Annotated in this window: 12 protein-coding genes; all 12 read right to left on the bottom strand. The window is 69.0% G+C overall.

The window, feature by feature from the left end; translation table 11 throughout:
• Positions 1–22 precede the first annotated feature (22 nt).
• Positions 23–7891, bottom strand: coding sequence for a prealbumin-like fold domain-containing protein (locus F6J84_RS02080; RefSeq protein WP_150970986.1), 7869 nt, complete (start codon positions 7889–7891; stop codon positions 23–25).
• A gap of 316 nt (positions 7892–8207) precedes the next feature.
• Positions 8208–9401, bottom strand: coding sequence for an elongation factor Tu (gene tuf, locus F6J84_RS02075; protein ID WP_150970983.1), 1194 nt, complete (start codon positions 9399–9401; stop codon positions 8208–8210).
• A gap of 154 nt (positions 9402–9555) precedes the next feature.
• Positions 9556–11670, bottom strand: a complete 2115-nt coding sequence (gene fusA, locus F6J84_RS02070; protein WP_150970981.1) for an elongation factor G — start codon at positions 11668–11670, stop codon at positions 9556–9558.
• 81 nt (positions 11671–11751) lie between these two features.
• Positions 11752–12222, bottom strand: a complete 471-nt coding sequence (rpsG, locus tag F6J84_RS02065) for a 30S ribosomal protein S7 (RefSeq protein WP_150893261.1) — start codon at positions 12220–12222, stop codon at positions 11752–11754.
• A gap of 5 nt (positions 12223–12227) precedes the next feature.
• A complete protein-coding gene (rpsL, locus tag F6J84_RS02060; protein WP_017201609.1) occupies positions 12228–12596 on the bottom strand; it encodes a 30S ribosomal protein S12 in 369 nt (122 codons plus the stop codon).
• 287 nt (positions 12597–12883) lie between these two features.
• Positions 12884–14425, bottom strand: coding sequence for a DUF5684 domain-containing protein (locus tag F6J84_RS02055; RefSeq protein ID WP_150970979.1), 1542 nt, complete (start codon positions 14423–14425; stop codon positions 12884–12886).
• A gap of 7 nt (positions 14426–14432) precedes the next feature.
• A complete protein-coding gene (locus tag F6J84_RS02050; protein ID WP_150974642.1) occupies positions 14433–15095 on the bottom strand; it encodes a spermidine/putrescine ABC transporter substrate-binding protein in 663 nt (220 codons plus the stop codon).
• Positions 15096–15164: 69 nt separating this feature from the next.
• Positions 15165–15647 (bottom strand): hypothetical protein, encoded by a 483-nt coding sequence (locus F6J84_RS02045; RefSeq protein WP_150970977.1) that lies wholly within the window; start codon positions 15645–15647, stop codon positions 15165–15167.
• Between the two features lie 4 nt (positions 15648–15651).
• Positions 15652–16641: an ABC transporter gene (locus F6J84_RS02040; RefSeq protein WP_150970975.1), complete on the bottom strand. Its 990-nt coding sequence runs from the start codon at positions 16639–16641 to the stop codon at positions 15652–15654.
• A 132-nt stretch (positions 16642–16773) separates the two neighbouring features.
• The gene (locus tag F6J84_RS02035) at positions 16774–17406 is read right to left on the bottom strand and encodes a hypothetical protein (protein ID WP_150970973.1); all 633 of its coding nucleotides are present in this window, start codon (positions 17404–17406) and stop codon (positions 16774–16776) included.
• A gap of 162 nt (positions 17407–17568) precedes the next feature.
• Positions 17569–21444: a DNA-directed RNA polymerase subunit beta' gene (gene rpoC / locus F6J84_RS02030; RefSeq protein WP_150970971.1), complete on the bottom strand. Its 3876-nt coding sequence runs from the start codon at positions 21442–21444 to the stop codon at positions 17569–17571.
• 39 nt (positions 21445–21483) lie between these two features.
• Positions 21484–25008, bottom strand: coding sequence for a DNA-directed RNA polymerase subunit beta (gene rpoB, locus F6J84_RS02025; protein ID WP_420846166.1), 3525 nt, complete (start codon positions 25006–25008; stop codon positions 21484–21486).
• Between the last annotated feature and the right edge of the window lie 8 nt (positions 25009–25016).

The following is a 25016-nucleotide window of genomic DNA, read 5'->3' as shown; positions in this document are numbered from 1 at the left end:
GCTCCGGGGGGTTTCGGTCACCTCAGTTCTGCTGGCGCCGCCGGCGCCGCATCACCAGCAGCAGGATGCCACCGATCAGGGTCGCCATCCCGAATCCTGCCAGGGCGATCGGCAGGGTGCCGCCGGTACCGGCGAGCCCGGGTCCGGGCGCCGGAGCCGGAGGCACGACGCCCGCGACGGCGCAGCCGGTGTCGACGACCACGCCACCGGGGTGGGTGGCTGCAGCGGTGTTGAAGAACCCGCCGCCGCCATCCTCGGTGCACACCAGAGCGGTGGCCGGCAGCGAGTTCTGCGTCGACGCGGCATCCACCCGGTAGGTGTAGGTGTCCACGCCTCCCGCCTCGATCTCCACGTCGGCGACGTTGGGCGACCCGACCCAGCCCTGCGCGAGGATCGTGAATGCGGGGTCGAACTGCGGCGCGTCGGTCAGGGTGTAGGTCGTCGGCTGCAGCCCCGGGTTCGTGACGGTCACGACGTAGTCGATGCGCCACCGTCCCTCTCCGAGCTCGCTCACCGTGCCGTCGGACTTCTCCAGCTGCACCGGCACCACGACCAGTCCGCTGCAGTCCTCATCCGACGACTCGAACGCGCCGTTGTCCACTCGCGCGGTGTTCCAGACGCCGCCCTCCTCAGACGTCTCTGCGCAGGTGAGCGCATCGGGATCGGCATTCACGACGCTCACCTGACCGGTCACGGTGTAGGTGTGGGTCGCCCCATCGGGAAGCAGGCCCGTCGCCGCCGTCGGCTGCTGCGCGCCGTCCCAATCGGGGGCGAGCGCTGCGGTGCCTGCACCGGCCGGCTCGACGGTCGGTCCGGTCACCGTCCACGGCGTCACGAGGGCGATCCCGCCGCTGAGCGGCTCGGGACGGTCCTCCAGCGTGTAGGCGACCGTCACACCGCTGGTGTTCGACACCGTCACGGCGTAGGAGACGACCCAGACGCCCGCGCCGAGCGGGGTGGGAGCCTGGGCGGTCTTGGTGACCGTGGGGCCGCCCGGCTCGGCGCAGCCGTCATCCTGGGCGGTGCCGCCGGGGAAGACGACCGTGACGCCGTTGAAGAAGGCTCCGCCCTCGCCGGGTTCGCACGTCAACGACGGGTCCTCGGCGTCGGGGTCGATGGATGCCACGACGCGGAAGGTGTACTCGGCGATCGCTCCCGCCGCGAGGGGGCTGTCCGGCGCAGGCGCGGTGCCCACCCACTCCCCGGAGACCAGGACGATGCCCTCGCCCAGGTCGGGGGTGTCGGTGAGGGTGTAGACCGTCGCGACGGTGTCGCTGGTGTTGGTGACGGTCACGACGTAGTCGATCTGCCACTGGCCGTCGGGCAGCTGCTGCGCGGCCCCGTCGCTCTTGGCGACGGTCACCGGGGCGGTCTCCACGGTCACGCAGCCCTCGGCATCCACCACGATCTCACCGGAGGTGACACCTGCGGTGTTGACGATTCCGCCGCCGGTGGTGGCGCACGGACCCGGGTCCGTCGCTTCGACGGTCGGGCGCAGCACGCCGCTGACGGTGTAGACCAGGGATGCCGCAGGCTGCAGCTCTCCGGTGAACACCGCTGCGGTCTCGCCCGGCGCCGCGGTCGCGGTCGTCGGGGTCGGCGCCTCGCCGACCGCGGCGATGGTCCACGTGTCCCCGTCGAGCTCCCAGCCGCCGGGGACGCTCGGGAGCGTGTCGGTCAGCGCTGCCTGCACCGCCACCGCATCCGGGTTGCTCAGGGTCAGCGTGTACGAGACGTTCCACGAGGCGTCGGGGTTCTGCGTGGCGGGGTCGACGCCGGTCTTCACCAGGGTCGGGAACGCCGGCTCCCCGCAGCCGAACACGGTCTGGTCGTCCTCGCCGGTGGCCGACAGCGTCGCGGAGTTGAGGAATCCGCCCGCCGTGGGCACGCCGGGCGCGGTGTCGCAACGCCAGGCGTCGCCGTCCTGGGTGCCGTCGGCGATCGTCGCTGTCACGGTCACCGTGTAGGTGTGGGTCGCGCGCGCGCCCGGGTCACCGCTGGTCGGCAGCGAGACGTCGGTGGCGAGGGTGGCTGTCCCGGCCGGCAGTGTGAACTCGCCGGAGGCGCCGTCGGGGCCGGTCCAGCTGGCCGCTGTCGCCGTGATCCCATCGCCGTACTGCAGCGCGTCGGCGAGGCTGTAGATGAACGTCGAGGTATCGGAGTTGTTCGTGACCACGATGTCGTAGGAGATGGTCCACGTGCCGTCGGCGTTCTGCACCGGCGAACCGTCCGTCACCTGCTTGTCGATCGTCCCCTCCGCCCGGATCGCCGTGTTGACGATCTCGCACGTGACGTCGAGGCCGAGGCTGAGCCGCACGACTCCGGCCGAGACGAGCGGATAGGCAGCACCGCTGTCGGTCTCGGCGCAGGCCCAGTCACCGGCGGTGTATCCGGATGGCCCGAAGGTCTCCGACAATGCGTAGTCGGCGTCGGCGGCGACCTGCCCGGACACCGCGGCGGTGGTCGCCCCGGTGCGGGTACCTTCGCCCGACAGCAGGGGGTCGCTCTCGCCTGCGACGGCGTTGAGCGTCCATTGCTCGGGCGTGGCCGTGCCGACCCCGTCCAGGTTGTCGACGTTCTTCACGAGCGTGAGCGTCGGGGCGATCGCGGCGTTGGTGAACGTGCAGGTGACGGACTGGCCGTTGGCGACCGTCACGACGGGAGCGTCGCGGGTGACGCCGCCGGTGTCGCACGACAGCGCGGTCCACTCGTAGTCCGCGATCTGGTCGACCTCCGCCAGCGTGTAGCTGCCCGCGGGCACCGACTGGGTCTGGGCGTGGTCGAAGACGAGCGCCTCGCCCGTGGCGGGCTGGGCCGTCAGCCGCTGGTTCCAGTCGGCCGGTACCGCGCTGCCGCCCAGGGTGTTGTCGACGTCCTTGACCAGGGTGAGGGAGCCGGGCACGTCGGTGTTGCCGAACGTGCAGGTGACGTCCTCGGCCAGCCCCAGGGTGAGCGATGGGGTCTCGGGCGAGACCGCGGCGCCGTTGTCGCAGACGAGCGATGTCCAGTCATACCCGGCCGGGCCGCCGGATTCGGCGAGGGTGTACTCAGCGCCGGCCGGGACCGCGACGGCGGTGACGGCGGGCGTGCCGGTGACGCCGCTGAGTGCGGGCCCGCCGGGGGTGCTCGCCGCGAGCGTCCACTCGGTGGGCTCCGCGGTGCCGCCGTTGGCGTTGGTGACGGTCTTCACCAGCGTCAGCGTGGGTGCGACGTCGTCGTTGGTGAAGGAGCAGACGACCTCTTCGCCGTTGGCGACGGTGACGGTGGGCGATTCCAGCGTCGTCGACCCGGTGCTGCAGGTCAGCGCCGTCCACTCGTAGCCCTCCGGGCCACCGGACTCGGCGAGGGTGTACTCACCGGCGGTGACCTGCTGTGACACGTCGTGGTCGAAGGCGATGGCCGTCCCCCCGGCGGGCTGCGCCGTGAGTGCCTGGTTCCAGTCCGCCGGCACGGCGGTGCCCCCGTCGTCGTTGACGACCTGCTTGAGCAGGGTGAGGGTTCCCGGCACGTCGTCGTTGACGAACGTGCAGGTGACCTCTTCGGCGAGCGCCAGGGTCAGGGTGGGGTCGGCCACCGAGGCATCGGCGCCGTTGTCGCACGCGAGCGACGACCAGTCGTAGCCATCCGGTCCGGTCTCGGCGAGCGTGTACTCGCTGTTGGCCGGGACGGTGACCGCGGTGACGGCGGTCGCGCCGGTCGCACCCGACAGGTCGGGTCCGCCCGGGGTCGTCGCCGACAGCGTCCAGTCGGTCGCGGCCGCGGTGCCGCCGTCGTCGTTCACGACGGTCTTCACGAGGGTGAGCGTGGGCGCGATGTCGTCGTTGACGAAGGTGCAGGTGACGTTGTCCCCGTTGGGCACCGTGACCGTCGGGGAGGTCAGGGAGGTCTGGCCCGTGGTGCAGGACAGGCCGGTCAACTCGTAGCCCGCGAGCTGGTCGATCTCGGCGAGGGTGTACGTTCCGCCCGGCACGCCGATCGTCTCGCTGTGGTCGAAGACCAGGGTGTCGCCGGTGGCGGGCTGCGCGGTGAGCCGCTGATTCCAGTCTTCCGGCACGGCCGTGCCCCCGTTGTCGTTGACGATCTCCTTGACCAGGGTGAGACTGCCGGCGAGGTCGGTGTTGCTGAAGGTGCACGTGACGTCCTCGGCGAGACCGAGGGTCAGTGTCGGGCTCTCCGGAGAGATCTCGGCGCCGTTGTCGCACGAGAGCGCGACCCAGTCGTACCCGGTGGGCCCACCGCTCTCGGCGAGCGTGTAGGTCGCGCCCGCCGGGACGGTGACGCCGGTGACGGTCGTCGCTCCCGAGACGCCCGTGAGGTCCGGCCCCCCGGGGGTGGTCGCCGACAGCGTCCAGTCCGTCGCCACGGCCGTCCCGCCCTGGGCGTTCGTGACCTCCTTGACCAGCGTGAGGGTGGGGGCGATGTCGTCGTTGACGAACGTGCAGGTGACGGCCTCGCCCACCTCGAGGGTCAGCGTCGGGCTCGACGGCGACACGGCCGCCCCGTTGTCGCACGTGAGCGACTCCCACGTGTAGCCCTCGGGACCCGTCTCGGCGAGGGTGTACGGGACGCCGCCGAAGACGGGCACCGCGGTCACCGCCTCCGTGCCGGTGACGCCGGTCACCTCGGGCTCACCGGGGCTGGTCGCCGACAGCGTCCAGTCGGTGGCGGCGGCGGTTCCGCCGTCGTTGTTGGTCACCGTCTTGACGAGTGTGAGCGTCGGGGCGACGTCGACGTTGACGAAGCGGTAGGTGTTCGTGCCGAGCGCCGGCACGGTCACCGTTGGGTCCACGGTGACCCACGCCCCCGCCACCAGCTGCTCCAGTGCGAACTGGCGGTACCCGGGGCCGCCGCCGGCTTCGGAGAGCGTGTAGCTCTGGCCGGGCCTGACGGCGAAGGTGTTGTCCGCGGTCGCGCTCGGGGCGCCGGTGACGGTCGTCGGCGTCAGGCCGGACACGCCCTCACCGGGGTCGGCGGTGAGGTCCCAGGCGTCGGCGGTGAGAGTTCCCCCCTCGTCGTTGATCACCTGCTTGAGCAGCACGATCGTGGCGGTCTGGTTCGTCGCCGTGCAGGTGACCTCCTGCCCGAGCGACACGGTGACACCGCCGTCCGCGCCGTCGTAGTCACCGCCGCCCTCCACGACGCAGTCCCAGCTGCCGGTGGCCCCCTCGATCAGCGTGGCCCCCTCCTCGACGGTCTGCACGTACGTGGCCGGCCCGGTCTCGGCGAGCAGGTACCGCACGCCCGGGGTCACCGACGCGGTCGTCCCGCTCACGCCGGTGGGTCCAGGCAGACCTGTCCCCCCGATCGGCGATGAAGTGAGGGTGAATTCATCCGCCGTCGCGTCGCCGTTGGCGATCGATTTCACCAGCGTCAACGTGGTGACGCATGTGACGGTATTGGTGACCGTCACGACGTTCGGGTCGTCCTGCGTGATCACATAGTCGCCGGCTCCGCTGGAGGTGTAAGTACACCCCGACGGCAGGTCCGTGACGTCTTCGCCGATCGCGACCGTGTCGCCCGGTGTGAACTGCGTGTAGGTGGTGCCGAACGTGCGCGGCTCACCGTCGAGCGTAAGGTCGGCGGTGCCCACAGGCTGTTCGCCGTCGTCGTAGGAGACCCCGTCGACGACCCACTGCTTGTCGACGCGCAGTGAGACGGTGGGGGCGGGCGCTCGGTTGTAGACCGTGCAGGTGACGATTCCGCCCTGCTGAGCCGTGGTGGTGAAACCCAAGTCCCCGCTGTCGGTGACGGCGACGGGCGCGCCGGTATTGTCCGCACACGCAGCGTTGGCGCCGCCTTGCGGCACCAGTTCGAACCCTTCCTGCTGGGTCTCGGTGATCGTGACGTCGGCCGTGCCGCCGACGGGGATGTCGCTGGCGGCGAAGCTGACCGCGCCGGTGTCGTTCGTCACGCCGGAGGCCGGCTCGACCGTCACGCCGGCGGTCCCGCTGGTCGCACCGAAGGTCCACCCGGCGGACGGCGTCGCGTCGGCGATGTCGCCGTCGGAGGGGATGACGAGCTTGGTGACGTTGACGGTGCCGGCGCACTCGCCCAGCGCCCGCTCCTCGAGGAACGCCCGCAGATCCTCGTAGTCGTCGACCAGGAAGTAGTCCTGCCCGACGGTGGGTCCTGAGATCGCCTGCAGGTTCTGCTCCTCACCAGCCGATGCCGGTCCGATGCCCACGCCGACCACGCTGGTGCCACGCTCGATCTTGAGCGCGTTGGCGGAGAACACGGCGTTCTCCATCTCGACGATGCGGGTGCGGTTGCCAGGGCCGGACGGCGCGCCGGTTCCCGGAGGACCGTAGAAGGTCGGACTGCCGTCGGTGAGCACGAGCACCACGTCGAGCTGGTCGGCCAGACTTGCCTGCGTGACCGACCAGAGGCCCTGATCCCAGTTGGTTCCCTGCTCCCACCCGCCGGTGTCGACGACGGTGAGGCTGTTGACCTTGTCGCGCACCGTAGCGGCTCCTGCCGGCGTGGACACCGGTGTGAGTGGCAGGTTGGTGTTCGTCGCGCCGAAGGCCGGCGCACCGCCCGCGAAGGTCCAGACGCCGATCGAGGACGGCGTGCCCTCGAGCGTGTCGACGAAGCCTGCGGCTGCGTCGCGCAGGTCCTGCTGCGATGACTGCAGTGAGTTGGAGAGATCGACGAGAAGTCCCACCCGCAATCCGCATGTCTGGGCCACCTGCGGGTTCTCCGCGGCGTTCGCCCACTGAGTGCCGCGCGCCAGATTGTTGTTGTTCCCCGTGACCTGCTGCGGGTAGGCCACCCTCTCGCCGGGGGGAATGACCGCGGTGCGCAGCCGGTAGGGCTGCTGCGTGATCGTCGTCGCGCCGACGTCGAAGCTGTCGATGATGCGATAGCCCGGGGGCGCCGCCGTCTCGATGATCCAATACTGGGCGCCCGGGGCCACCGTCACCTCGCAGAGTCCGTCCGCGCCGGTCTCGCAGGTCCCCACGAGGTTGGCCGGGTCGGTGTCCGGCTCGGTCTCCGTCCCGCCGCTGTAGACCGAGAACGTCGCCCCTGCCAGCGGCGCGACGCTCTGAGCGCCGGTGCGCTCGCCGCCCTTGCTCAGCACGAGCGTGCCCGGCGCGGTGGAGGTGTGCGTGAAGGTGCACGAGGCGACGAGCGATTGGTTCCCCGTGCCGATGTACTGCACCAGCGCCTCGGCCTGGGTGAACTGCAGGCGGGTGCCTCCGCTGGTGTCGTTGAGGAAGCAGCTGAGCGTCGTGGTGTAGTCGTCGGTGACGCCGGGGGTGCCGATGGCCTCCAGCGTGTACGAGCCGGGCTTGGCGACACGGCGCGACTGCCCGCTGGTGAAGTCGTACCAGTCGTCGGTGCCGACGATGTTGGCGCGCAACTCCCAGTCGGCCGGGGTCGCGGAGCCCCCCTGCACGACGTTCACGATGTTCAGCGTGCCGCAGACGGAGTTACCCCCCACGCAGTCGCTCACGGCCGCCAGCGGCGACACGACGCCGGGCTCCTCCGCGGGCGGAGCGGCCACATCGGGATCCGCGGGAGGATCCGTGGCCGGGGGCTCGGTGGCTTCAGGCTCATCCGGCGATGGCTCAGTGGGCGTGGGTTCGCTCGGGGGCGCCGAGGGCGACGGGGCATCGTCGCCCTCGGGCGCCTCGACCACGGGGGCCGGGGATGCCGTCGGGTCACCGGGTGCAGCGTCGGGGTCCGCCTGGTCGGCGGCGCGTGCAGCGTCATCGGACGGCGCACCGGGTGCGCTCGTTGCCTCCGGCGCCGGCGGCAGCGTTGCGGCGCCCGCGGTCGTGCCCCCCGTGAACACCAGCGCGGCGATCAGCAACGCCGCCATCGCTGCGCCCCCGCCGCGCCGGGCCACCGTGCGCCGCCGGGTAGGGGTGCTGCCGCGGCGCGTCATCCGGCCGACTCGATTGCGTGCACGCTGCTCATCTCCACACCCTCGTCAGGTTGGGTCCGCATCCGGGTCGCCCGGATCGGGCCACCCGCGCCGTGCGATCAGCCTCAGGTGTGTTCCCTTCAGCGAACCACCTGCAAACACGCCGGTCGGCAAACGCTAACCCCCGTCGCGGAAGGCGTGAAGTGTCTTTAGTCCCTCCTGCGTACGCCGCCCCGGAGCGGCTCCGCGGTCGAGCCGCGACCCTGTGGCTGCTGCACCCGGACGCACGAAACCCCCCGGATTTCGCCGGGGGGTTTCGGGAAGGAACTCGAGAGAGTTACTTGAGGATCTTCGTGACCGTGCCGGCGCCGACGGTGCGGCCACCCTCACGGATCGCGTAGCCGAGGCCCTCTTCCATGGCGATGGGCTGGATGAGCTCCACCGTCATGTCCGTGGTGTCGCCGGGCATGACCATCTCGGTGCCCTCGGGCAGCGAGATGACGCCGGTGACGTCCGTGGTGCGGAAGTAGAACTGCGGGCGGTAGTTCGTGTAGAACGGGTTGTGACGGCCACCCTCCTCCTTGGACAGGATGTACGCCGTGCCCTCGAAGTTGGTGTGGGGCGTAACCGAACCCGGCTTCACGACGACCTGGCCGCGCTCGACGTCGTCACGCTTGAGACCGCGGAGCAGGAGACCGCAGTTCTCGCCGGCCCATGCCTCGTCGAGCTGCTTGTGGAACATCTCGATACCGGTGACCGTGGTCTTCTGCGTCGGGCGGATGCCGACGATCTCGACCTCGGAGTTGATCGCGAGCGTGCCACGCTCGGCGCGGCCGGTGACGACCGTGCCACGACCGGTGATCGTGAAGACGTCCTCGATCGGCATGAGGAACGGCTTGTCCTTGTCGCGCACCGGGTCCGGGATGGACTCGTCAGCGGCGTCCATGAGGTCGAGGATCGACTGGACCCACTTCTCGTCACCCTCGAGAGCCTTCAGACCCGAGACGCGGACGACCGGAGCGTCGTCGCCGGGGAAGCCCTGGCTGGACAGCAGCTCGCGGACCTCGAGCTCGACGAGCTCCAGGATCTCCTCGTCGTCGACCATGTCGGACTTGTTCAGCGCGACCATCAGGTACGGCACGCCGACCTGCTTGGCGAGCAGAACGTGCTCACGCGTCTGAGCCATCGGGCCGTCGGTGGCTGCGACCACGAGGATCGCGCCGTCCATCTGAGCGGCACCGGTGATCATGTTCTTGATGTAGTCAGCGTGACCCGGGGCGTCGACGTGAGCGTAGTGACGCTTCGGGGTCTCGTACTCGACGTGCGAGATGTTGATCGTGATACCGCGCTGACGCTCTTCGGGAGCCGAGTCGATCGACGCGAAGTCACGCTGCACGTTGGTGGCCGACGGGTACTTGTCGGCGAGCACCTTCGAGATTGCGGCGGTGAGCGTGGTCTTGCCGTGGTCGACGTGACCGATCGTTCCGATGTTCACGTGCGGCTTGGTCCGCTCGAATTTGGCCTTAGCCACGGGGTCCTCCTAGGACATTCGTGTAGATCGCTCGGGCGCTGGATTGCGTCCGGTTCTCTACGGGGATTGATTCTCAGCTTAGTGGAGAGAAGTGTGGTGATTCTGTGTGAAGTTGTGGTCCGGCCCCCCGACGGGCGAGGGGCCGGAAATCGGGTTACTCGCCCTTGTTCTTCTGGATGATCTCGTCGGCGACCGCGCGGGGCACCTCGGCGTAGCTGTCGAACTCCATGGAGTAGACGGCACGACCGGAGGTCTTCGACCGCAGGTCACCGATGTAACCGAACATCTCCGACAGCGGGACGTTGGCGCGGACGACCTTGACGCCGGCCGCATCCTCCATCGACTGGATCTGGCCACGACGCGAGTTCAGGTCACCGATCACGTCGCCCATGTACTCCTCGGGCGTACGGACCTCGACCGCCATGAGCGGCTCGAGGATGACCGGGTTGGCCTTGCGCAGCGCTTCCTTGAAGCCCATGGAACCGGCGATCTTGAACGCCATCTCCGAGGAGTCGACGTCGTGGGATGCACCATCGAGCAGCGTCGCCTTGACGCCCACCATGGGGTAGCCGGCGAGCACGCCGACGTTCATGGCGTCCTGGAAGCCCTGGTTGGTCGGCTCGATGTACTCACGCGGGATGCGTCCACCGGTGACCTTGTTCTCGAACTCGTACGTCTTCTCGGCGCTGAGCTCGAGCGGCTCGATCGCGAACTGGATCTTCGCGAACTGGCCGGAACCACCGGTCTGCTTCTTGTGCGTGTAATCGTGACGCTCGACGGCCTTCTTGATCGTCTCGCGGTACGCGACCTGCGGCTTTCCGACGTTGGCCTCGACGCGGAACTCGCGCTTCATGCGGTCCACGAGGATGTCCAGGTGCAGCTCGCCCATGCCCTTGATGACGGTCTGGCCCGTCTCCGGGTTGAGCTCGGTGCGGAAGGTCGGGTCCTCTTCAGCGAGCTTCTGGATCGCGAGACCCAGCTTCTCCTGGTCGGCCTTCGTCTTCGGCTCGATCGCGACCTCGATGACGGGCTCGGGGAACGTCATCGACTCGAGGACGACCGGCGCGCTGATGTCGGCGAGGGTGTCACCGGTGGTGGTGTCCTTCAGGCCGATGACCGCGTAGATGTTGCCGGCGGTCAGCGAGTCGACCGGGTTCTCCTTGTTGGCGTGCATCTGGAAGATCTTCCCGATGCGCTCCTTCTTGCCCTTGGTCGAGTTGATGACCTGGGAGCCGGAGTCGAGGTGACCGGAGTACACGCGCACGTAGGTCAGACGACCGAAGAACGGGTGCACGGCGACCTTGAACGCGAGGGCCGCGAACGGGTCCTTGGCGTCCGGGTGACGCTCGATGACGATCTCTTCGTCCTTCGGGTCGTGCGCCTCGATCGAGCCCACGTCGAGCGGGTTCGGGAGGTAGTCCACGACCGCGTCCAGCATCGGCTGCACGCCGCGGTTCTTGAAAGCCGAGCCACAGAGCACGGGGTACAGCTCGCCGGCGACGGTGAGCTTGCGGATCGCGCCCTTGATCTCGGCGACGGTGAGCTCCTCGCCACCGAAGTACTTCTCCAGCAGCGCCTCGTCGGTCTCCGCGACGGTCTCCATGAGCTTCTCGCGGTACTCGGCGGCCTTGTCGGCCAGATCCGCGGGGATCTCCTGGACCTCGTACTTGGCGCCCATGGTGACGTCACCCTTGGCATCGCCGGGCCACACGAGGGCACGCATCTCGACGAGGTCGACGACACCGACGAACTCGCTCTCGGAGCCGATCGGGATCTGCAGCACGAGGGGCTTGGCCTTCAGGCGGTTCACGATCGTGTCGACCGTGAAGTAGAAGTCCGCGCCGAGCTTGTCCATCTTGTTGACGAAGCAGATGCGGGGGACGTCGTACTTGTCGGCCTGACGCCACACGGTCTCGGACTGGGGCTCGACGCCCTCCTTGCCGTCGAAGACGGCGACGGCGCCGTCGAGGACGCGGAGCGAGCGCTCCACCTCGACGGTGAAGTCGACGTGACCGGGGGTGTCGATGATGTTGATCTGGTGCTTGTCCCAGAAGCAGGTCACGGCGGCGGACGTGATGGTGATGCCGCGCTCCTGCTCCTGCTCCATCCAGTCGGTCGTGGCCGCACCGTCGTGCGTCTCGCCGATCTTGTGGTTGACGCCCGTGTAGAACAGGATGCGCTCGGTCGTCGTCGTCTTGCCGGCATCGATGTGCGCCATGATGCCGATGTTGCGGACCTTGTTGAGGTCGGTGAGCACTTCTTGTGCCACGGGCTGTTCCTTACGTGTGGTTCGGGAAAACGTGGGTGCGTCGGCCCCGGTGCGGATGCACACGGGGCCGACGCGCCGCTGCTACCAGCGGTAGTGCGCGAAGGCGCGGTTCGACTCGGCCATCTTGTGGGTGTCCTCGCGGCGCTTGACCGCGGCCCCCAGACCGTTCGAGGCGTCGAGGATCTCGTTCTGCAGGCGCTCGGTCATCGTCTTCTCACGACGACCCTTCGCGTAGCTCACGAGCCAGCGCAGCGCGAGCGTGTTCGCGCGGTGCGGCTTGACCTCGACCGGAACCTGGTAGGTCGAGCCACCGACGCGGCGGCTCTTGACCTCGAGGGTGGGACGGACGTTGTCGAGCGCCTTCTTCAGCGTCGCGACGGCGTCCTGGCTGTTCTTCGCCTCGACGCCGCGGAGGGCGTCGTAGACGATCGACTCGGCGAGCGACTTCTTGCCGTCGACGAGGATCTTGTTGACCAGCTGGGTGACGATGGGAGCACCGTACACGGGGTCGTTGACAACGGGGCGCTTCGGGGCGGGACCCTTACGAGGCATCTTCCTTAACCCTTCTTCGCGCCGTAGCGGCTACGGGCCTGCTTGCGGTTCTTGACGGCCTGGGTGTCCAGGGCGCCGCGGACGATCTTGTAACGGACACCCGGAAGGTCCTTCACACGACCGCCGCGCACGAGCACCAGCGAGTGCTCCTGCAGGTTGTGACCCTCACCCGGGATGTAGGCCGTGACCTCGGTACCGTTACGGAGCTTCACACGGGCGACCTTGCGCATCGCCGAGTTCGGCTTCTTGGGCGTGGTCGTGTACACGCGGGTGCAGACACCCGCCTGCTGAGGGTTCGACTTAAGGGCGGGCGCCTTGGTCTTGGTGACCTTCGGCGAGCGGCCCTTGCGAACCAACTGCTGAATGGTTGGCACGTTCTCTCCTTGATAGTGCTGCACGGTGACAGCGTCGTGGTCTCCCCCGTCCCTGACGGATCCTTTACGATCCGTGTCGGGTCGAGCTCACGCGGACCCACCGAGAGGACAGCCGGACTGGTGCCTCTTTGGGGTGGTGGGTATGCCGTGGGGGTGCCCTGTTCGCAGGACAGTCCCTGAGATGGCGGCTCTGACACCCGTCGCCGTACCGAGGCACGTCGCAAGGCGCGCGAGAGCGCACACCCGATCCATGATACGCGCCCGGGAGGGAACCGGTCAAACGCGGATCAGAGGTCCGTTCGGACGAGACGCAGGACGGCGTCGCCGAGCAGGAAGGTCTCCTGCACCTCGTGAGCCGCCCCGGGGGCGACCTCCACCTCGGCACCATCTTCGACGACCACGACACCGTTGGTCGATCCGAGGTCGGAGACCATCCAGGATTCGGCTTCGCGGCGCAGCAGGGCGTGGGTCTTCGAGACCGTTCGGGTGTCGTCCACCACCAGCACGAGCTGCGCGCCGGGGGCGGCGTGCACCGGCATCGGGCGACGACCGAGCACCGCCGTGTCCCCGCTCAGGTCGAACGTGGTGCCGTCGGGCAGGGCGAGAGCCCACTTGGGGCGACGCCGGGACGCGATGACGGTGTCCTCGTCGAAGTCGCCGACGCCGGGACGGGACGCCGAGACGGATGCGGCCGCGGAGCGGGGCGGTCCCGCGATGGGCGAGCCGACGACGGCGGAGACCTCGCCGGAAGCCTCCGGGAAGGCATCCGGCTCGGCGAGGAACGATCCGCGCAGGACGGGGGGCGGGGCGAACATCGAGGGCGCGTCGTGCGCGTCCGGCGTCTCGACCGGGGCCGCATCCGGCTCCTCCGCCGCGGCCGGGGCGGACACGTCCGGCGACAGCAGAGGCGGAACGACGGCGGGCGGAACGACCATGGGCGGAACGGTCTCGAGCACCGCGGGAGGAGCGGTCTCCGCGGGCGGATCCACCGGCGCGGAGGAGACGGGCCGGGCCCAGTCCGGGATGTCGGCGAGGACCTGCGCCTGGTCGGGCTCCTCGGCCTCCTCGACGATCGCCGGCTGCCACCATGACATGACCGGCGGTGCCGCCGCGGGCTCCGGCATCCGCTCCTCCGCGAACGTGGCTCGCTCCGGCGCCTCGGTCGCGTGCGGGGCCACGGAGGCCGCTGCGCCCTCGGACACGGCGAACGGATCGGCCGTGGCGGGGGACGGGGCGTACGGTTCCGGCCACGACGGAGCGATCGTCGCCACCGGTGCGGTCGGCGGGGCGTCCACCGGGGCGACGGACGCCGCAGGCGGGATCCACGCGGACGGTGAGGGCACGGACCGCCGCGCGCTGAGGAGGTCCTCTCCCCCGTGGCCCCGCTCGAACCGCGCGGAGAAGTCCGACAGATCCTCCTCGCCGCCGCGCGTGGCCGCGCGCAGGGGCAAGGGCTCGACCGGGCGTGCGGCGCCGAAGCCGAGCACACTCGCCCAGACCGGGAACAGCAGCGCCGCCAGCACCGTCATCCCCGCGCCGCATCCGAACGCGGCGCCGATGCGGTGGGCGGCCGTCACGAGCGCCACGAACACGAAGATCGGGCCGAACACGGGGATCAGCATGAGCAGCAGCAGCCAGCCGGACAGTCCGCCGAGCCCGAGGACGACGACCGCGTTGTACACGGGCACCCAGGCCTTCCACCCGGCGATGCCGAGCTTGCCGAAGACCGCCCCGAGGGCCAGCGCCGTCCACACGTAGACCGCCAGCCCGACGAGCGTGGTGGGGAGCAGGACGACCAGAAGATTCCAGCCGGTGAAGGTGTCGGTCATAGGTGCCTCAGAGGGTCGGGCCGTCGAAGTCGCGAGGATCGAACGGAGCGTCGAGCGATCGGGTCAACTCTTCCAGCATGGCGGCGATCTGCGGCTCCACATACTGCGTGACCGCTGCCTGGATGCGGATGCGGTGGTGCAGGAGGATGGCGCAGACCTCCCGTCCGACCATATTGGCGTAGTCGTCCGCGAGTCCGACCTCCTGCCGCAACGCGGCCTTCGCCTCGTCGCTGAGCGGGGGGAGGGCAGGGACGCTCGAGTCCAGATCCGCGGCGAGTCCGGAGATGGTGAACAGGAAGGGGGCTCCCGGCCGGGGCTCCGGGTCCAACGGCAGTCCGTCGAACTCCGGCTCCAGGCCCTCGGCGGGCCGGTAGGACCGGGCGCGATTGCGCGCCGCCTGCTGATCGAGCTCCGCCTGCAGCAGCGGGAGGTTCCGCGCCGTGTAGTCGGCCACGGCATGGTCGACGACCGTCTTGATCCGGGTGGAAAGCCCGTGCTGCACACCGTGCGGGACATCGGCTCCGAGGCCCGCAGCCGAGAGCACCGGCGAGCCGAGGCACCGGCGGCAGACGGCGATCCGCCCCCGGTGGGTGGCCGGCTCCCAGCGGGGCAGCCAGCGCAGCCAGGCGTCCACCGCCTGGCTGACCTGCGTCTCGAGAGAGCGCTCCACGGTGTCCACGGTAGCCGTCATCAGCGGTTTCCCGCTGTTTTGAGGCCGCGGACCCGCTGGTCGGGCGTCTCATTCGTCCGCGTCGTCCTCCCAGGGCCAACGCGGTCGCCCTGCCCGGGTGCGCACCAGCGCGATCGCGGACCACCCGGCGACTCCGGCCGCGACGGCGACCACCAGTCCGGGCCACCCGACGAGCAGCGAGCCCGACACGGCGAGGGCCGTCGCGATGCCCTCCGCGGCGAAGAGGGCGACGAAGCCGGTCACGAGGCCGTACGCCAGGTACGTGGCCAGGATGGTCGCGAATACGCCGGCGTAGCGGGGGCGCGCCTCACGCACGAGGCGCCAGGTCACCCCGGCGAACGCGGCACCCGCGGCCACGAGCCCGAGGGCGCCGGGCAGGGGGCCGAGACCGGGGATCGGGATGACGTCCGCATCCGTGATCAGGCTGCCGATGCCGAGACCGGCGATCGCGAGGGCGAAGAAGCCGATAGAGGTGAGCGCGAGCGAGACGGTCTGGGGCACCGGCCCCGGCTCCCCCGTGCCCGCGGACATGATGTCAGGCGCGGGCGAGCTGCGGACCGGCCTCGAGCGTGCGCTCGTACTCCCGCTGCGCCTGCTCGTTGAGCTCGGTGACCCGGCGACCGCGCGCCGCGACCCAGGCGCCGAACCAGATCGTCAGTTCCCGGCCCAGCACGAACGCGACGATCGCCAGCGGCGCGAACAGCTCGGTTTCCAGCAGTTCCGCCCCCTGACGCGCGGTGAGTTCCCAGAACGGCGCCTGGAAGAGGGCACCGAGGAGATGGCCGCCGTACGCGACGAGCCCGACGAGCAGACCCCAGATGACCCAGTGCCCCCAGCGTCCCCGGTTGATGGCGGCACCGAGCAGCCAGAAGCCCAGGAAGAAGATGACGACGGGAACCCAGAACGCCCAGGTGGCCTGTGCCTCGAGCGTGGCCGCGCCGAACTCGGAGACCGCCAGGTCCTCGGTCAGGAATCGGAAGCACAGCGTGGCCGCCAGGTACAGCACGGCGAAGGCGAGGGTGGCGAGCAGGCCGATGGCGCCGGCGGCGCCGCGGTTGCCCTGCGGGCGCGGCGCCTCGGGCGCCTGCACGAAGATGGGCTGCGGCGACGAGACGTAGGAAGGCTCGGCCAGCGGAGCGGTCAGGGGCACGGCTGCGGGGGTCGCGGCGGGCGCCGCGACGGTGGTCTCAGCGGCGGGTTCGGCGATCGGGTCCATCGGCACCGACTCCGGCCGGTCGTACCAGGGCACGTCATCGGCGGTGTCCGCGGATGACGCATCGCCGGGGCGGGCGGTCTCCACGGAGTCGACGACCACGGTCTCCTCGAGCGGCACGGCGGCCGCATCGGATGCGGAGGGATCCGCCACGGCCGTCTCCTCGACGACAACGACGTCCTCCTCGACCACGGCGTCCTGCCTCACGGCCTCCGCGTGCGCGAGCCCTTCGTTGGCGCGACCCACGACGTCGTCGACCGAACCGGGCTCGTCGACGGGATCTCCTGCCGACGGCGTCTTCTGGTCACTCATCGCACTGCGCTCCTCCCGCGGGGCGTCCCCCCGCGTTCGAGAGGTTACTGCGCCTCCCCCGCACCTCCGCGGAGGCGCGCAGAAAAGCCGACGGGATCCGGCGTGTCGCGCGACCGGCGGCCGCCCTGCGGATCAGTGCGCCCACAGCTGCGGGGCGACGCGGTCCAGGTAACGGTCGGGACGCCAGCCCGAATAGAGCGTGGACACCCACACGCCGGCGCGGACGGCCTGCTCTTCTATCCCGTCGGCGGTGGTGCGTTCGCAGCGGACGCCGCCGTCGCCGAAACCCGCGCAGGTGAACCCGCCGGTCTCGAGGGTGGCACGCGCGACGGCCGCCGCATCCGCCGGCACATCCGAGACGGTCGTGACGATGCGTCCGGTGCTGACACCGGCGAAGGTGCAGGTGACACGCACCGCGGGCGACAGAGCCGCGCTGAGCGTCGTCAGGGAGCTCACCGGCGCCGCGGCGTCCTCGACGGGGTCCCCGCCCGCACGCTGCGCGAGCTGGGCCCACAGGGATTCCGTGTAGAGCTCCCGGCACGCCGGCGTGCTCGTCGGCACGGCGTCGGTCGTCGGGGCCGGGACCGAAGCGGTCGCCTCCGGCTCGGAGGCGGCCGCCGACGCGTTGCGGAGGGTGTCTCCGACCAGCTGCATGCTCATCGGCAGGGCGGGCGCGGCGAGCACCAGCAGAGCTCCGACGACGGCGGCGCAGCCGAGCCCGACCACCCAGGCCATCGCGCTGTTGCGTCCGCCGATGCGTGCCATGTCCGCGCCCCCTCCCCCGTCCACGTTAAGCGGCACGCGACCGGCAACGGAGCAGCGGCACGCGGAACCGCGCTGCGGGAACGACGGAGGGGCCCCGAGCGTGATGCTCGGGGCCCCTCCGTGTCCGTTCCGGAGGCCGCGCTGGGCGACCTCCGGTCAGGATCAGTTGTACGTTCCGGGCGTGAAGTCGTCCGTCGAGAAGCTGTCGAAGTCGACGTAGCTCAGGTCGGTGTCGCTGTACGCACCGTCGGACGCGAAGATGCGGTTGGGGTACCGCTCGCTCTTGGCCTCCTCCGTCGCCTCGACCGTGACGTTGCGGTACTTCGCAAGTCCGGTTCCGGCCGGGATCAGCTTTCCGATGATGACGTTCTCCTTCAGGCCCACGAGCGGGTCGCTCTTGCCCTCCATCGCGGCCTGCGTGAGCACGCGGGTCGTCTCCTGGAAGGAGGCGGCCGACAGCCACGACTCGGTCGCGAGCGACGCCTTCGTGATACCCATCAGCTCCGGACGGCCCGACGCGGGACGCTTGCCCTCGCCGACCGTCTGGCGGTTGATGTCGATGAAGCGACGCGAGTCGACGAGCTCACCGGGCAGCAGCTTCGTGTCGCCGTGGTCGACCACGGTGACCTTCCGCAGCATCTGGCGCACGATGACCTCGATGTGCTTGTCGTGGATCGGCACACCCTGCGACCGGTACACGCCCTGCACGCCGCCGACGAGGTACCTCTGCACCTCGCGGGCGCCCATGACGCGCATGATCTCCTTCGGGTCGAGCGTGCCGACGAGGATCGGCTGGCCGACCTCGACGTGCTGCCCGTCCTCGACGAGGAGCGTGGCGCGCTTGAGCACCGGGTAGACGTGCGGCTCGTCGCCGTTGTCGGGCGTGAGGATGACCTTCTTGGCCTTGTCGGTCTCATCGATCGTGATGCGACCGTCCGCCTCGGCGATCGGGGACGCACCCTTGGGGGTACGCGCCTCGAACAGCTCCTGGACACGCGGCAGACCCTGCGTGATGTCCTCGGCCGATGCCGAACCACCCGTGTGGAAGGTACGCATCGTCAGCTGGGTACCGGGCTCACCGATCGACTGCGCCGCGATGATGCCGACGGCCTCACCGATGTCGACGACCTTGCCGGTGGCGAGCGAACGGCCGTAGCACTTCGCGCAGACGCCGACGGCCGAGTCGCAGGTCAGGACCGAGCGCACCTTGATGGAGGTGACGCCGGACTCGACCAGGCGGTTGATGAGCACGTCGCCGACGTCGGAACCCGCCTCGGCGAGCACCGTGCCGGAAGCGTCCACGACGTCCGCGGCCAGGGTACGGGCGAACACCGAGTTCTCGACGTTCGCGTCCTTGACCAGCACGCCGTCCGCACCCGCGGCGGCGATGGGCAGCTCGAGACCCTTCGAGGTCGCGCAGTCCTCCTCGCGGATGATGACATCCTGCGAGACGTCCACGAGACGACGCGTGAGGTAACCCGAGTCGGCCGTACGGAGGGCCGTGTCGGCCAGACCCTTACGGGCACCGTGCGTCGCGATGAAGTACTCCGCCACCGACAGCCCCTCGCGGTACGAGGAGATGATCGGACGGGCGATGATCTCACCCTTCGGGTTGTTCACCAGGCCTCGCATACCGGCGATGTTCCGGATCTGCAGCCAGTTACCACGGGCGCCCGAGGACACCATGCGGTTGATCGTGTTGTCGGCCGGGAAGTGCGCCTTCATGGCCACCTGGACCTCGTCGGTCGCCGCCGTCCAGATCTTGATGAGCTCCTGACGACGCTCGGCGTCGGTCGTGAGGCCCTTCTCGTACTGGGACTGGACCTTCGCGGCCTGCTTCTCGTAGCCCGCGATGATCTCGGCCTTGTTCGGCGGGGTGAGCACGTCGCTCAGGGCGACGGTCACACCCGAACGCGTGGCCCAGTAGAAGCCGGCGTCCTTGATCCGGTCGAGGGAGGCCGCGACCTCCACCTTCGGGTACTCCTCGGCGAGCTTGTTCACGATCTGCGACAGCTTGCCCTTGTCCGCCTGCTCGCGGACGAACGGGTAGCCCTTGGGCAGGGTGTCGTTGAAGATCGCCTGGCCGAGCGAGGCGTCCACGAGGCCGTGGCGCTCGTAACCCTCGGGGGCCTCGCCCTCGAGGAAGGACAGACCCCGGATGCGGATCCGGACCTTCGCCTGCAGGTCGAGCGTGCCCTCGTCCTTGGCGAGGATGGCCTCGCCGACGGAACCGAAGACGCGTCCCTCACCGGTGGCGCCCTCCTTGACCGTGGTCAGGTGGTGCAGGCCGATGATCATGTCCTGCGAAGGCAGGGTGACCGGGCGACCGTCCGACGGCTTCAGGATGTTGTTCGAGGCGAGCATCAGGATGCGCGCCTCGGCCTGGGCCTCGACCGACAGCGGGAGGTGGACGGCCATCTGGTCACCGTCGAAGTCCGCGTTGAAGGCGGCGCAGACGAGCGGGTGCAGCTGGATGGCCTTGCCCTCCACGAGCTGCGGCTCGAACGCCTGGATACCGAGACGGTGCAGCGTGGGCGCACGGTTGAGCAGCACGGGACGCTCGCGGATGATCTCCTCGAGCACGTCCCAGACCTCGGGACGCGTGCGCTCGACGGCACGCTTCGCGGCCTTGATGTTCTGCGAGTGACCGAGGTCGATCAGGCGCTTGATCACGAACGGCTTGAACAGCTCCAGGGCCATCTGCTTGGGCAGACCGCACTGGTGCAGCTTCAGCTGCGGACCGACGATGATGACCGAACGGCCCGAGTAGTCCACGCGCTTGCCGAGCAGGTTCTGACGGAACCGGCCCTGCTTGCCCTTGAGCATGTCGCTCAGGGACTTCAGCGCACGGTTACCCGTGCCCGTGACGGGACGACCGCGGCGGCCGTTGTCGAACAGCGCGTCGACGGCCTCCTGCAGCATCCGCTTCTCGTTGTTCACGATGATCTCGGGGGCACCGAGGTCGAGCAGACGACGGAGGCGGTTGTTGCGGTTGATCACGCGACGGTACAGGTCGTTCAGGTCGGAGGTCGCGAAGCGGCCACCGTCCAGCTGCACCATCGGGCGCAGCTCCGGCGGGATCACCGGGACGACGTCGAGCACCATGGACGCCGGGCTCATGCCCGTCGTCAGGAAGGAGTTGACGACCTTCAGGCGCTTGATCGCACGGATCTTGCGCTGGCCCTTGCCCTCCGAGATCTGCAGGTGCAGGCTCTCGGCTTCGGCCGCGAGATCGAAGGCCTCGAGGCGACGCTTGATCGACTCCGCACCCATGTGGGCCTCGAAGTACTGACCGAACCGGTCGACGAGCTCGTTGAAGACCTCGTCCTCGGGCTTGAGGGCGCCGACCTCGAGGTTGCGGAACTCCTCCCACACGCGCTCGAGCTTGTTGAGCTGCTCGTCCGCGTTCTTGCGGATGGAGGACATCTCCTTCTCGGCGAGGTCCTTGACCTTCTTCTTCTGGTCGGCCTTGGCGCCTTCCGCCTCCAGGGCGGCCAGCTCCTCCTCCAGTTTCGCCATGCGCGTCGCGACGCGGGCGTCACGGCGGTCGGCGATGTTCTTGATCTCGAGGCGCAGGTTGTTCTCGTGCGTGGGGAGGTCGCGGTGACGCGCCTCCTCGTCGACCGAGATCACCATGTAGGCGGCGAAGTAGATGACCTTCTCGAGGTCCTTCGGCGCCATGTCGAGCAGGTACCCGAGGCGCGAGGGCACGCCCTTGAAGTACCAGATGTGGGTGACGGGTGCGGCGAGCTCGATGTGGCCCATGCGCTCACGACGCACGGAGGACTTGGTGACCTCCACGCCGCAGCGCTCGCAGACGATTCCCTTGAAGCGGACCCGCTTGTACTTGCCGCAGGCGCACTCCCAGTCACGCGAAGGTCCGAAGATCTGCTCTCCGAAGAGACCGTCCTTCTCCGGCTTCAGCGTGCGGTAGTTGATGGTCTCGGGCTTCTTGACCTCGCCGAAGGACCAACGACGGATGTCGTCGGCAGTGGCCAGGCCGATGCGAAGCTGATCGAAAGTGGTTGATTCGAGCACTGGTTCTCCTGTGTCGCTTTCTGCGTTTGCCTGGCCGGATCAGATCTCGTCGATGGACGAGGATTCGAAGCGGCTGGAGATGTTGATGCCGAGCTCCTCGGCAGCGCGGAACGCGTCGTCATCCGTGTCGCGGAGATTCACGGGGGTGCCGTCGGCCGAGAGGACCTCGACGTTCAGGCAGAGCGACTGCATCTCCTTCATGAGCACCTTGAACGACTCGGGGATGCCGGGCTCCTGGATGTTCTCGCCCTTGACGATGGCCTCGTACACCTTGACGCGGCCGAGGATGTCGTCGGACTTGATCGTGAGGAGCTCCTGGAGGGCGTAGGCGGCGCCGTATGCCTCGAGCGCCCACACCTCCATCTCACCGAAACGCTGACCACCGAACTGCGCCTTACCACCCAGCGGCTGCTGCGTGATCATCGAGTACGGACCGGTCGAACGCGCGTGGATCTTGTCGTCCACGAGGTGGTGCAGCTTCAGGATGTACATGTAGCCCACCGAGATCGGCGCCGGGAACGGCTCTCCGGAGCGACCGTCGAACAGGAGCGTCTTACCCGTCGAGTCGATCAGGCGGTCACCGTCGCGGGTCGGGTTCGTCGAGTCGAGCAGACCCGCGATCTCCGACTCGAACGCACCGTCGAACACCGGGGTGGCGACCTTCGTACCGGGAGCGGCCTCGCGGGCGATCTCGGGGAGCTGAGCCGCCCACTCCGGGTTGCCCTCGACCTTCCAGCCCTGCTGGGCGATCCAGCCGAGGTGGAGCTCCAGGACCTGACCGAAGTTCATGCGTCCGGGGATGCCGAGCGGGTTCAGGATGACGTCGACCGGAGTTCCGTCGGCGAGGAACGGCATGTCCTCGACCGGCAGGATCTTGGCGATGACGCCCTTGTTGCCGTGACGGCCGGCGAGCTTGTCGCCTTCGGTGATCTTGCGCTTCTGGGCGATGTAGACCACGACGCGGCGGTTGACGCCGGAGCCGAGCTCGTCGTCGCCGTCCTCGGCGTTGAACTCCTTGACCGCGATGATCGTGCCCTGCTCACCGTGGGGAACCTTCAGCGACGTGTCGCGGACCTCGCGGCTCTTCTCGTTGAAGATCGCGCGGAGCAGGCGCTCCTCGGCGGACAGCTCGGTCTCGCCCTTGGGCGTGACCTTGCCGACCAGGATGTCACCGGGGCGGACCTCGGCGCCGATACGGATGATGCCGCGCTCGTCCAGGTCCTTCAGCAGGTCCGGGCTGACGTTGGGGAGGTCACGGGTGATCTCCTCCTTGCCCAGCTTCGTGTCGCGCGCGTCGACCTCGTACTCCTCGATGTGGATGGAGGAGAGGGTGTCGTCCTTCACGAGCTCCTGGCTCAGGATGATCGCGTCCTCGAAGTTGTGACCTTCCCAGGTCATGAACGCCACGAGGAGGTTCTTGCCGAGCGCGAGCTCGCCGTTCTCCGTCGCGGGGCCGTCGGCGATGACCTCGCCGGCCTCGATGCGCTCGCCTGCGGAGACGATGACGCGCTGGTTGTACGACGTGCCCTGGTTGGAGCGGTCGAACTTGCGCAGGAAGTAGTCCTGCGTGCCGCCCTCGTCGAGCTGGATGGTCACGACGTCGGCCGAGACCTCGGCGACGACACCGGACTTCTCCGCGGTGACGACGTCACCGGCATCGATCGCGGCGTAGCCCTCCATACCGGTACCGACCACGGGCGACTCGCTGCGCACGAGCGGCACGGCCTGACGCTGCATGTTCGCACCCATCAGGGCGCGGTTCGCGTCGTCGTGCTCGAGGAACGGGATGAGGGAGGTCGCGACCGACACCATCTGGCGCGGGGAGACGTCCATGTAGCCGATCTCGTCGACCGGGAAGAGGTCGACCTCGCCACCCTGGCCGCGACGGGCCAGGACGCGGTCCTGCGTGAAGCGACCCTGCGCGTCGAGCTCGGCACCGGCCTGCGCGACGATGTAGTCGTTCTCCTCGCTCGCGGTGAGGTAGTCGATGTCGGTGGTGACCAGACCGTCCACGACACGGCGGTACGGCGTCTCGATGAAGCCGAACGAGTTGATGCGCGCGAAGGACGCGAGCGATCCGATCAGGCCGATGTTCGGGCCTTCCGGGGTCTCGATCGGGCACATGCGGCCGTAGTGCGAGGGGTGGACGTCACGGACCTCGACGCCGGCACGCTCACGGGACAGACCACCGGGGCCCAGCGCCGACAGGCGACGCTTGTGGGTCAGACCCGCGAGCGGGTTGTTCTGGTCCATGAACTGCGACAGCTGCGACGTGCCGAAGAACTCCTTGATCGCCGCCACGACGGGACGGACGTTGATCAGGGTCTGCGGGGTGATCGCCTCGATGTCCTGCGTGGTCATGCGCTCGCGGACGACGCGCTCCATGCGGGACAGACCGGTGCGGACCTGGTTCTGGATCAGCTCGCCGACCGCGCGGATGCGACGGTTGCCGAAGTTGTCGATGTCGTCGATGTCGATGCGGATCTCGGCCGGCTTGCCGTTGCGGATGCCCTCGAACGTGGCGTCGCCGCGGTGCAGCGCGACGAGGTACTTGATCGTCGCGACGATGTCGTCGACGGTCAGCACCGAGTCGGAGAGCGGCTTGTCCAGGCCCAGCTTCTGGTTGATCTTGTAGCGGCCGACCTTCGCGAGGTCGTAGCGCTTCGAAGAGAAGTAGAAGTTGTCCAGGAGCGCGCGGGCGGCCTCGGCGGCCACCTGCTCGCCCGGGCGGAGCTTGCGGTAGATGTCGCGAAGGGCGTCCTCCTTGGTGAGGATGGTGTCCTTCTCGAGCGTCTCCTCGATGGAGGTGAAGCCGGCGAACTCGTTCCGGATGTCTTCGCTGGTCAGGCCGAGGGCCTTGAGGAAGACGGTGACCGACTGCTTGCGCTTGCGGTCGATGCGCACGCCGACCTGATCGCGCTTGTCGATCTCGAACTCGAGCCATGCGCCGCGGCTGGGGATGACGCGGGCCGACACGATGTCCTTGTCGCTCGTCTTGTCGGCGACGCGATCGAAGTAGACGCCGGGCGAGCGCACCAGCTGGGAGACGACGACACGCTCGGTGCCGTTGATGATGAACGTGCCCTTGCCGGTCTGCAGCGGGAAGTCGCCCATGAAGACCGTCTGGGTCTTGATCTCACCGGTCTGGTGGTTCATGAACTCGGCCTCGACGTAGAGCGGCGCGGCGTAGGTCTTGCCACGCTCCTTGCACTCCTCGATGGAGTACTTCTCGGGCTCGAGGTACGGGTTGGTGAAGCTCAGCTGCATCGTCTCGCTGAGGTCTTCGATCGGGGAGATCTCCTCGAAGATCTCCTCGAGGCCGCTGGTGCGGGGAACGTCGGTACGACCCGCTGCCTCGGCCTCCGCGACGCGCTGCTTCCACGCGTCGTTGCCGACCAGCCAGTCGAACGACTCGGTCTGCAGCGCGAGAAGGTCGGGGACCGTCAGCGTGTCGGAGATCTTGGCGAACGAAACGCGGGATGCTCCGCGGCCGTTCTTGGGGGTCTTGGTGGTGGGGGTGCTTGCGTGGGGCGCGGCAGCCAAGGGATAACCTCCATGGCCCATAAAAGGGC

The organism is Microbacterium caowuchunii, assembly GCF_008727755.1.
GTDB classification, from domain to species: domain Bacteria; phylum Actinomycetota; class Actinomycetes; order Actinomycetales; family Microbacteriaceae; genus Microbacterium; species Microbacterium caowuchunii.
This window is presented reverse-complemented; position numbering and strand designations above follow the sequence as displayed.

What these genes read in the sequence shown, in the direction of transcription:
- F6J84_RS02080 (WP_150970986.1), bottom strand. Translation starts at nt 7,891, where the DNA reads ATGACGCGCCGCGGCAGCACCCCTACCCGGCGGCGCACGGTGGCCCGG.
- rpsG (WP_150893261.1), bottom strand. Translation starts at nt 12,222, where the DNA reads ATGCCTCGTAAGGGTCCCGCCCCGAAGCGCCCCGTTGTCAACGACCCC.
- F6J84_RS02055 (WP_150970979.1), bottom strand. Translation starts at nt 14,425, where the DNA reads ATGACCGACACCTTCACCGGCTGGAATCTTCTGGTCGTCCTGCTCCCC.
- F6J84_RS02045 (WP_150970977.1), bottom strand. Translation starts at nt 15,647, where the DNA reads ATGTCCGCGGGCACGGGGGAGCCGGGGCCGGTGCCCCAGACCGTCTCG.
- F6J84_RS02040 (WP_150970975.1), bottom strand. Translation starts at nt 16,641, where the DNA reads ATGAGTGACCAGAAGACGCCGTCGGCAGGAGATCCCGTCGACGAGCCC.
- F6J84_RS02035 (WP_150970973.1), bottom strand. Translation starts at nt 17,406, where the DNA reads ATGGCACGCATCGGCGGACGCAACAGCGCGATGGCCTGGGTGGTCGGG.
- rpoB (WP_420846166.1), bottom strand. Translation starts at nt 25,008, where the DNA reads ATGGGCCATGGAGGTTATCCCTTGGCTGCCGCGCCCCACGCAAGCACC.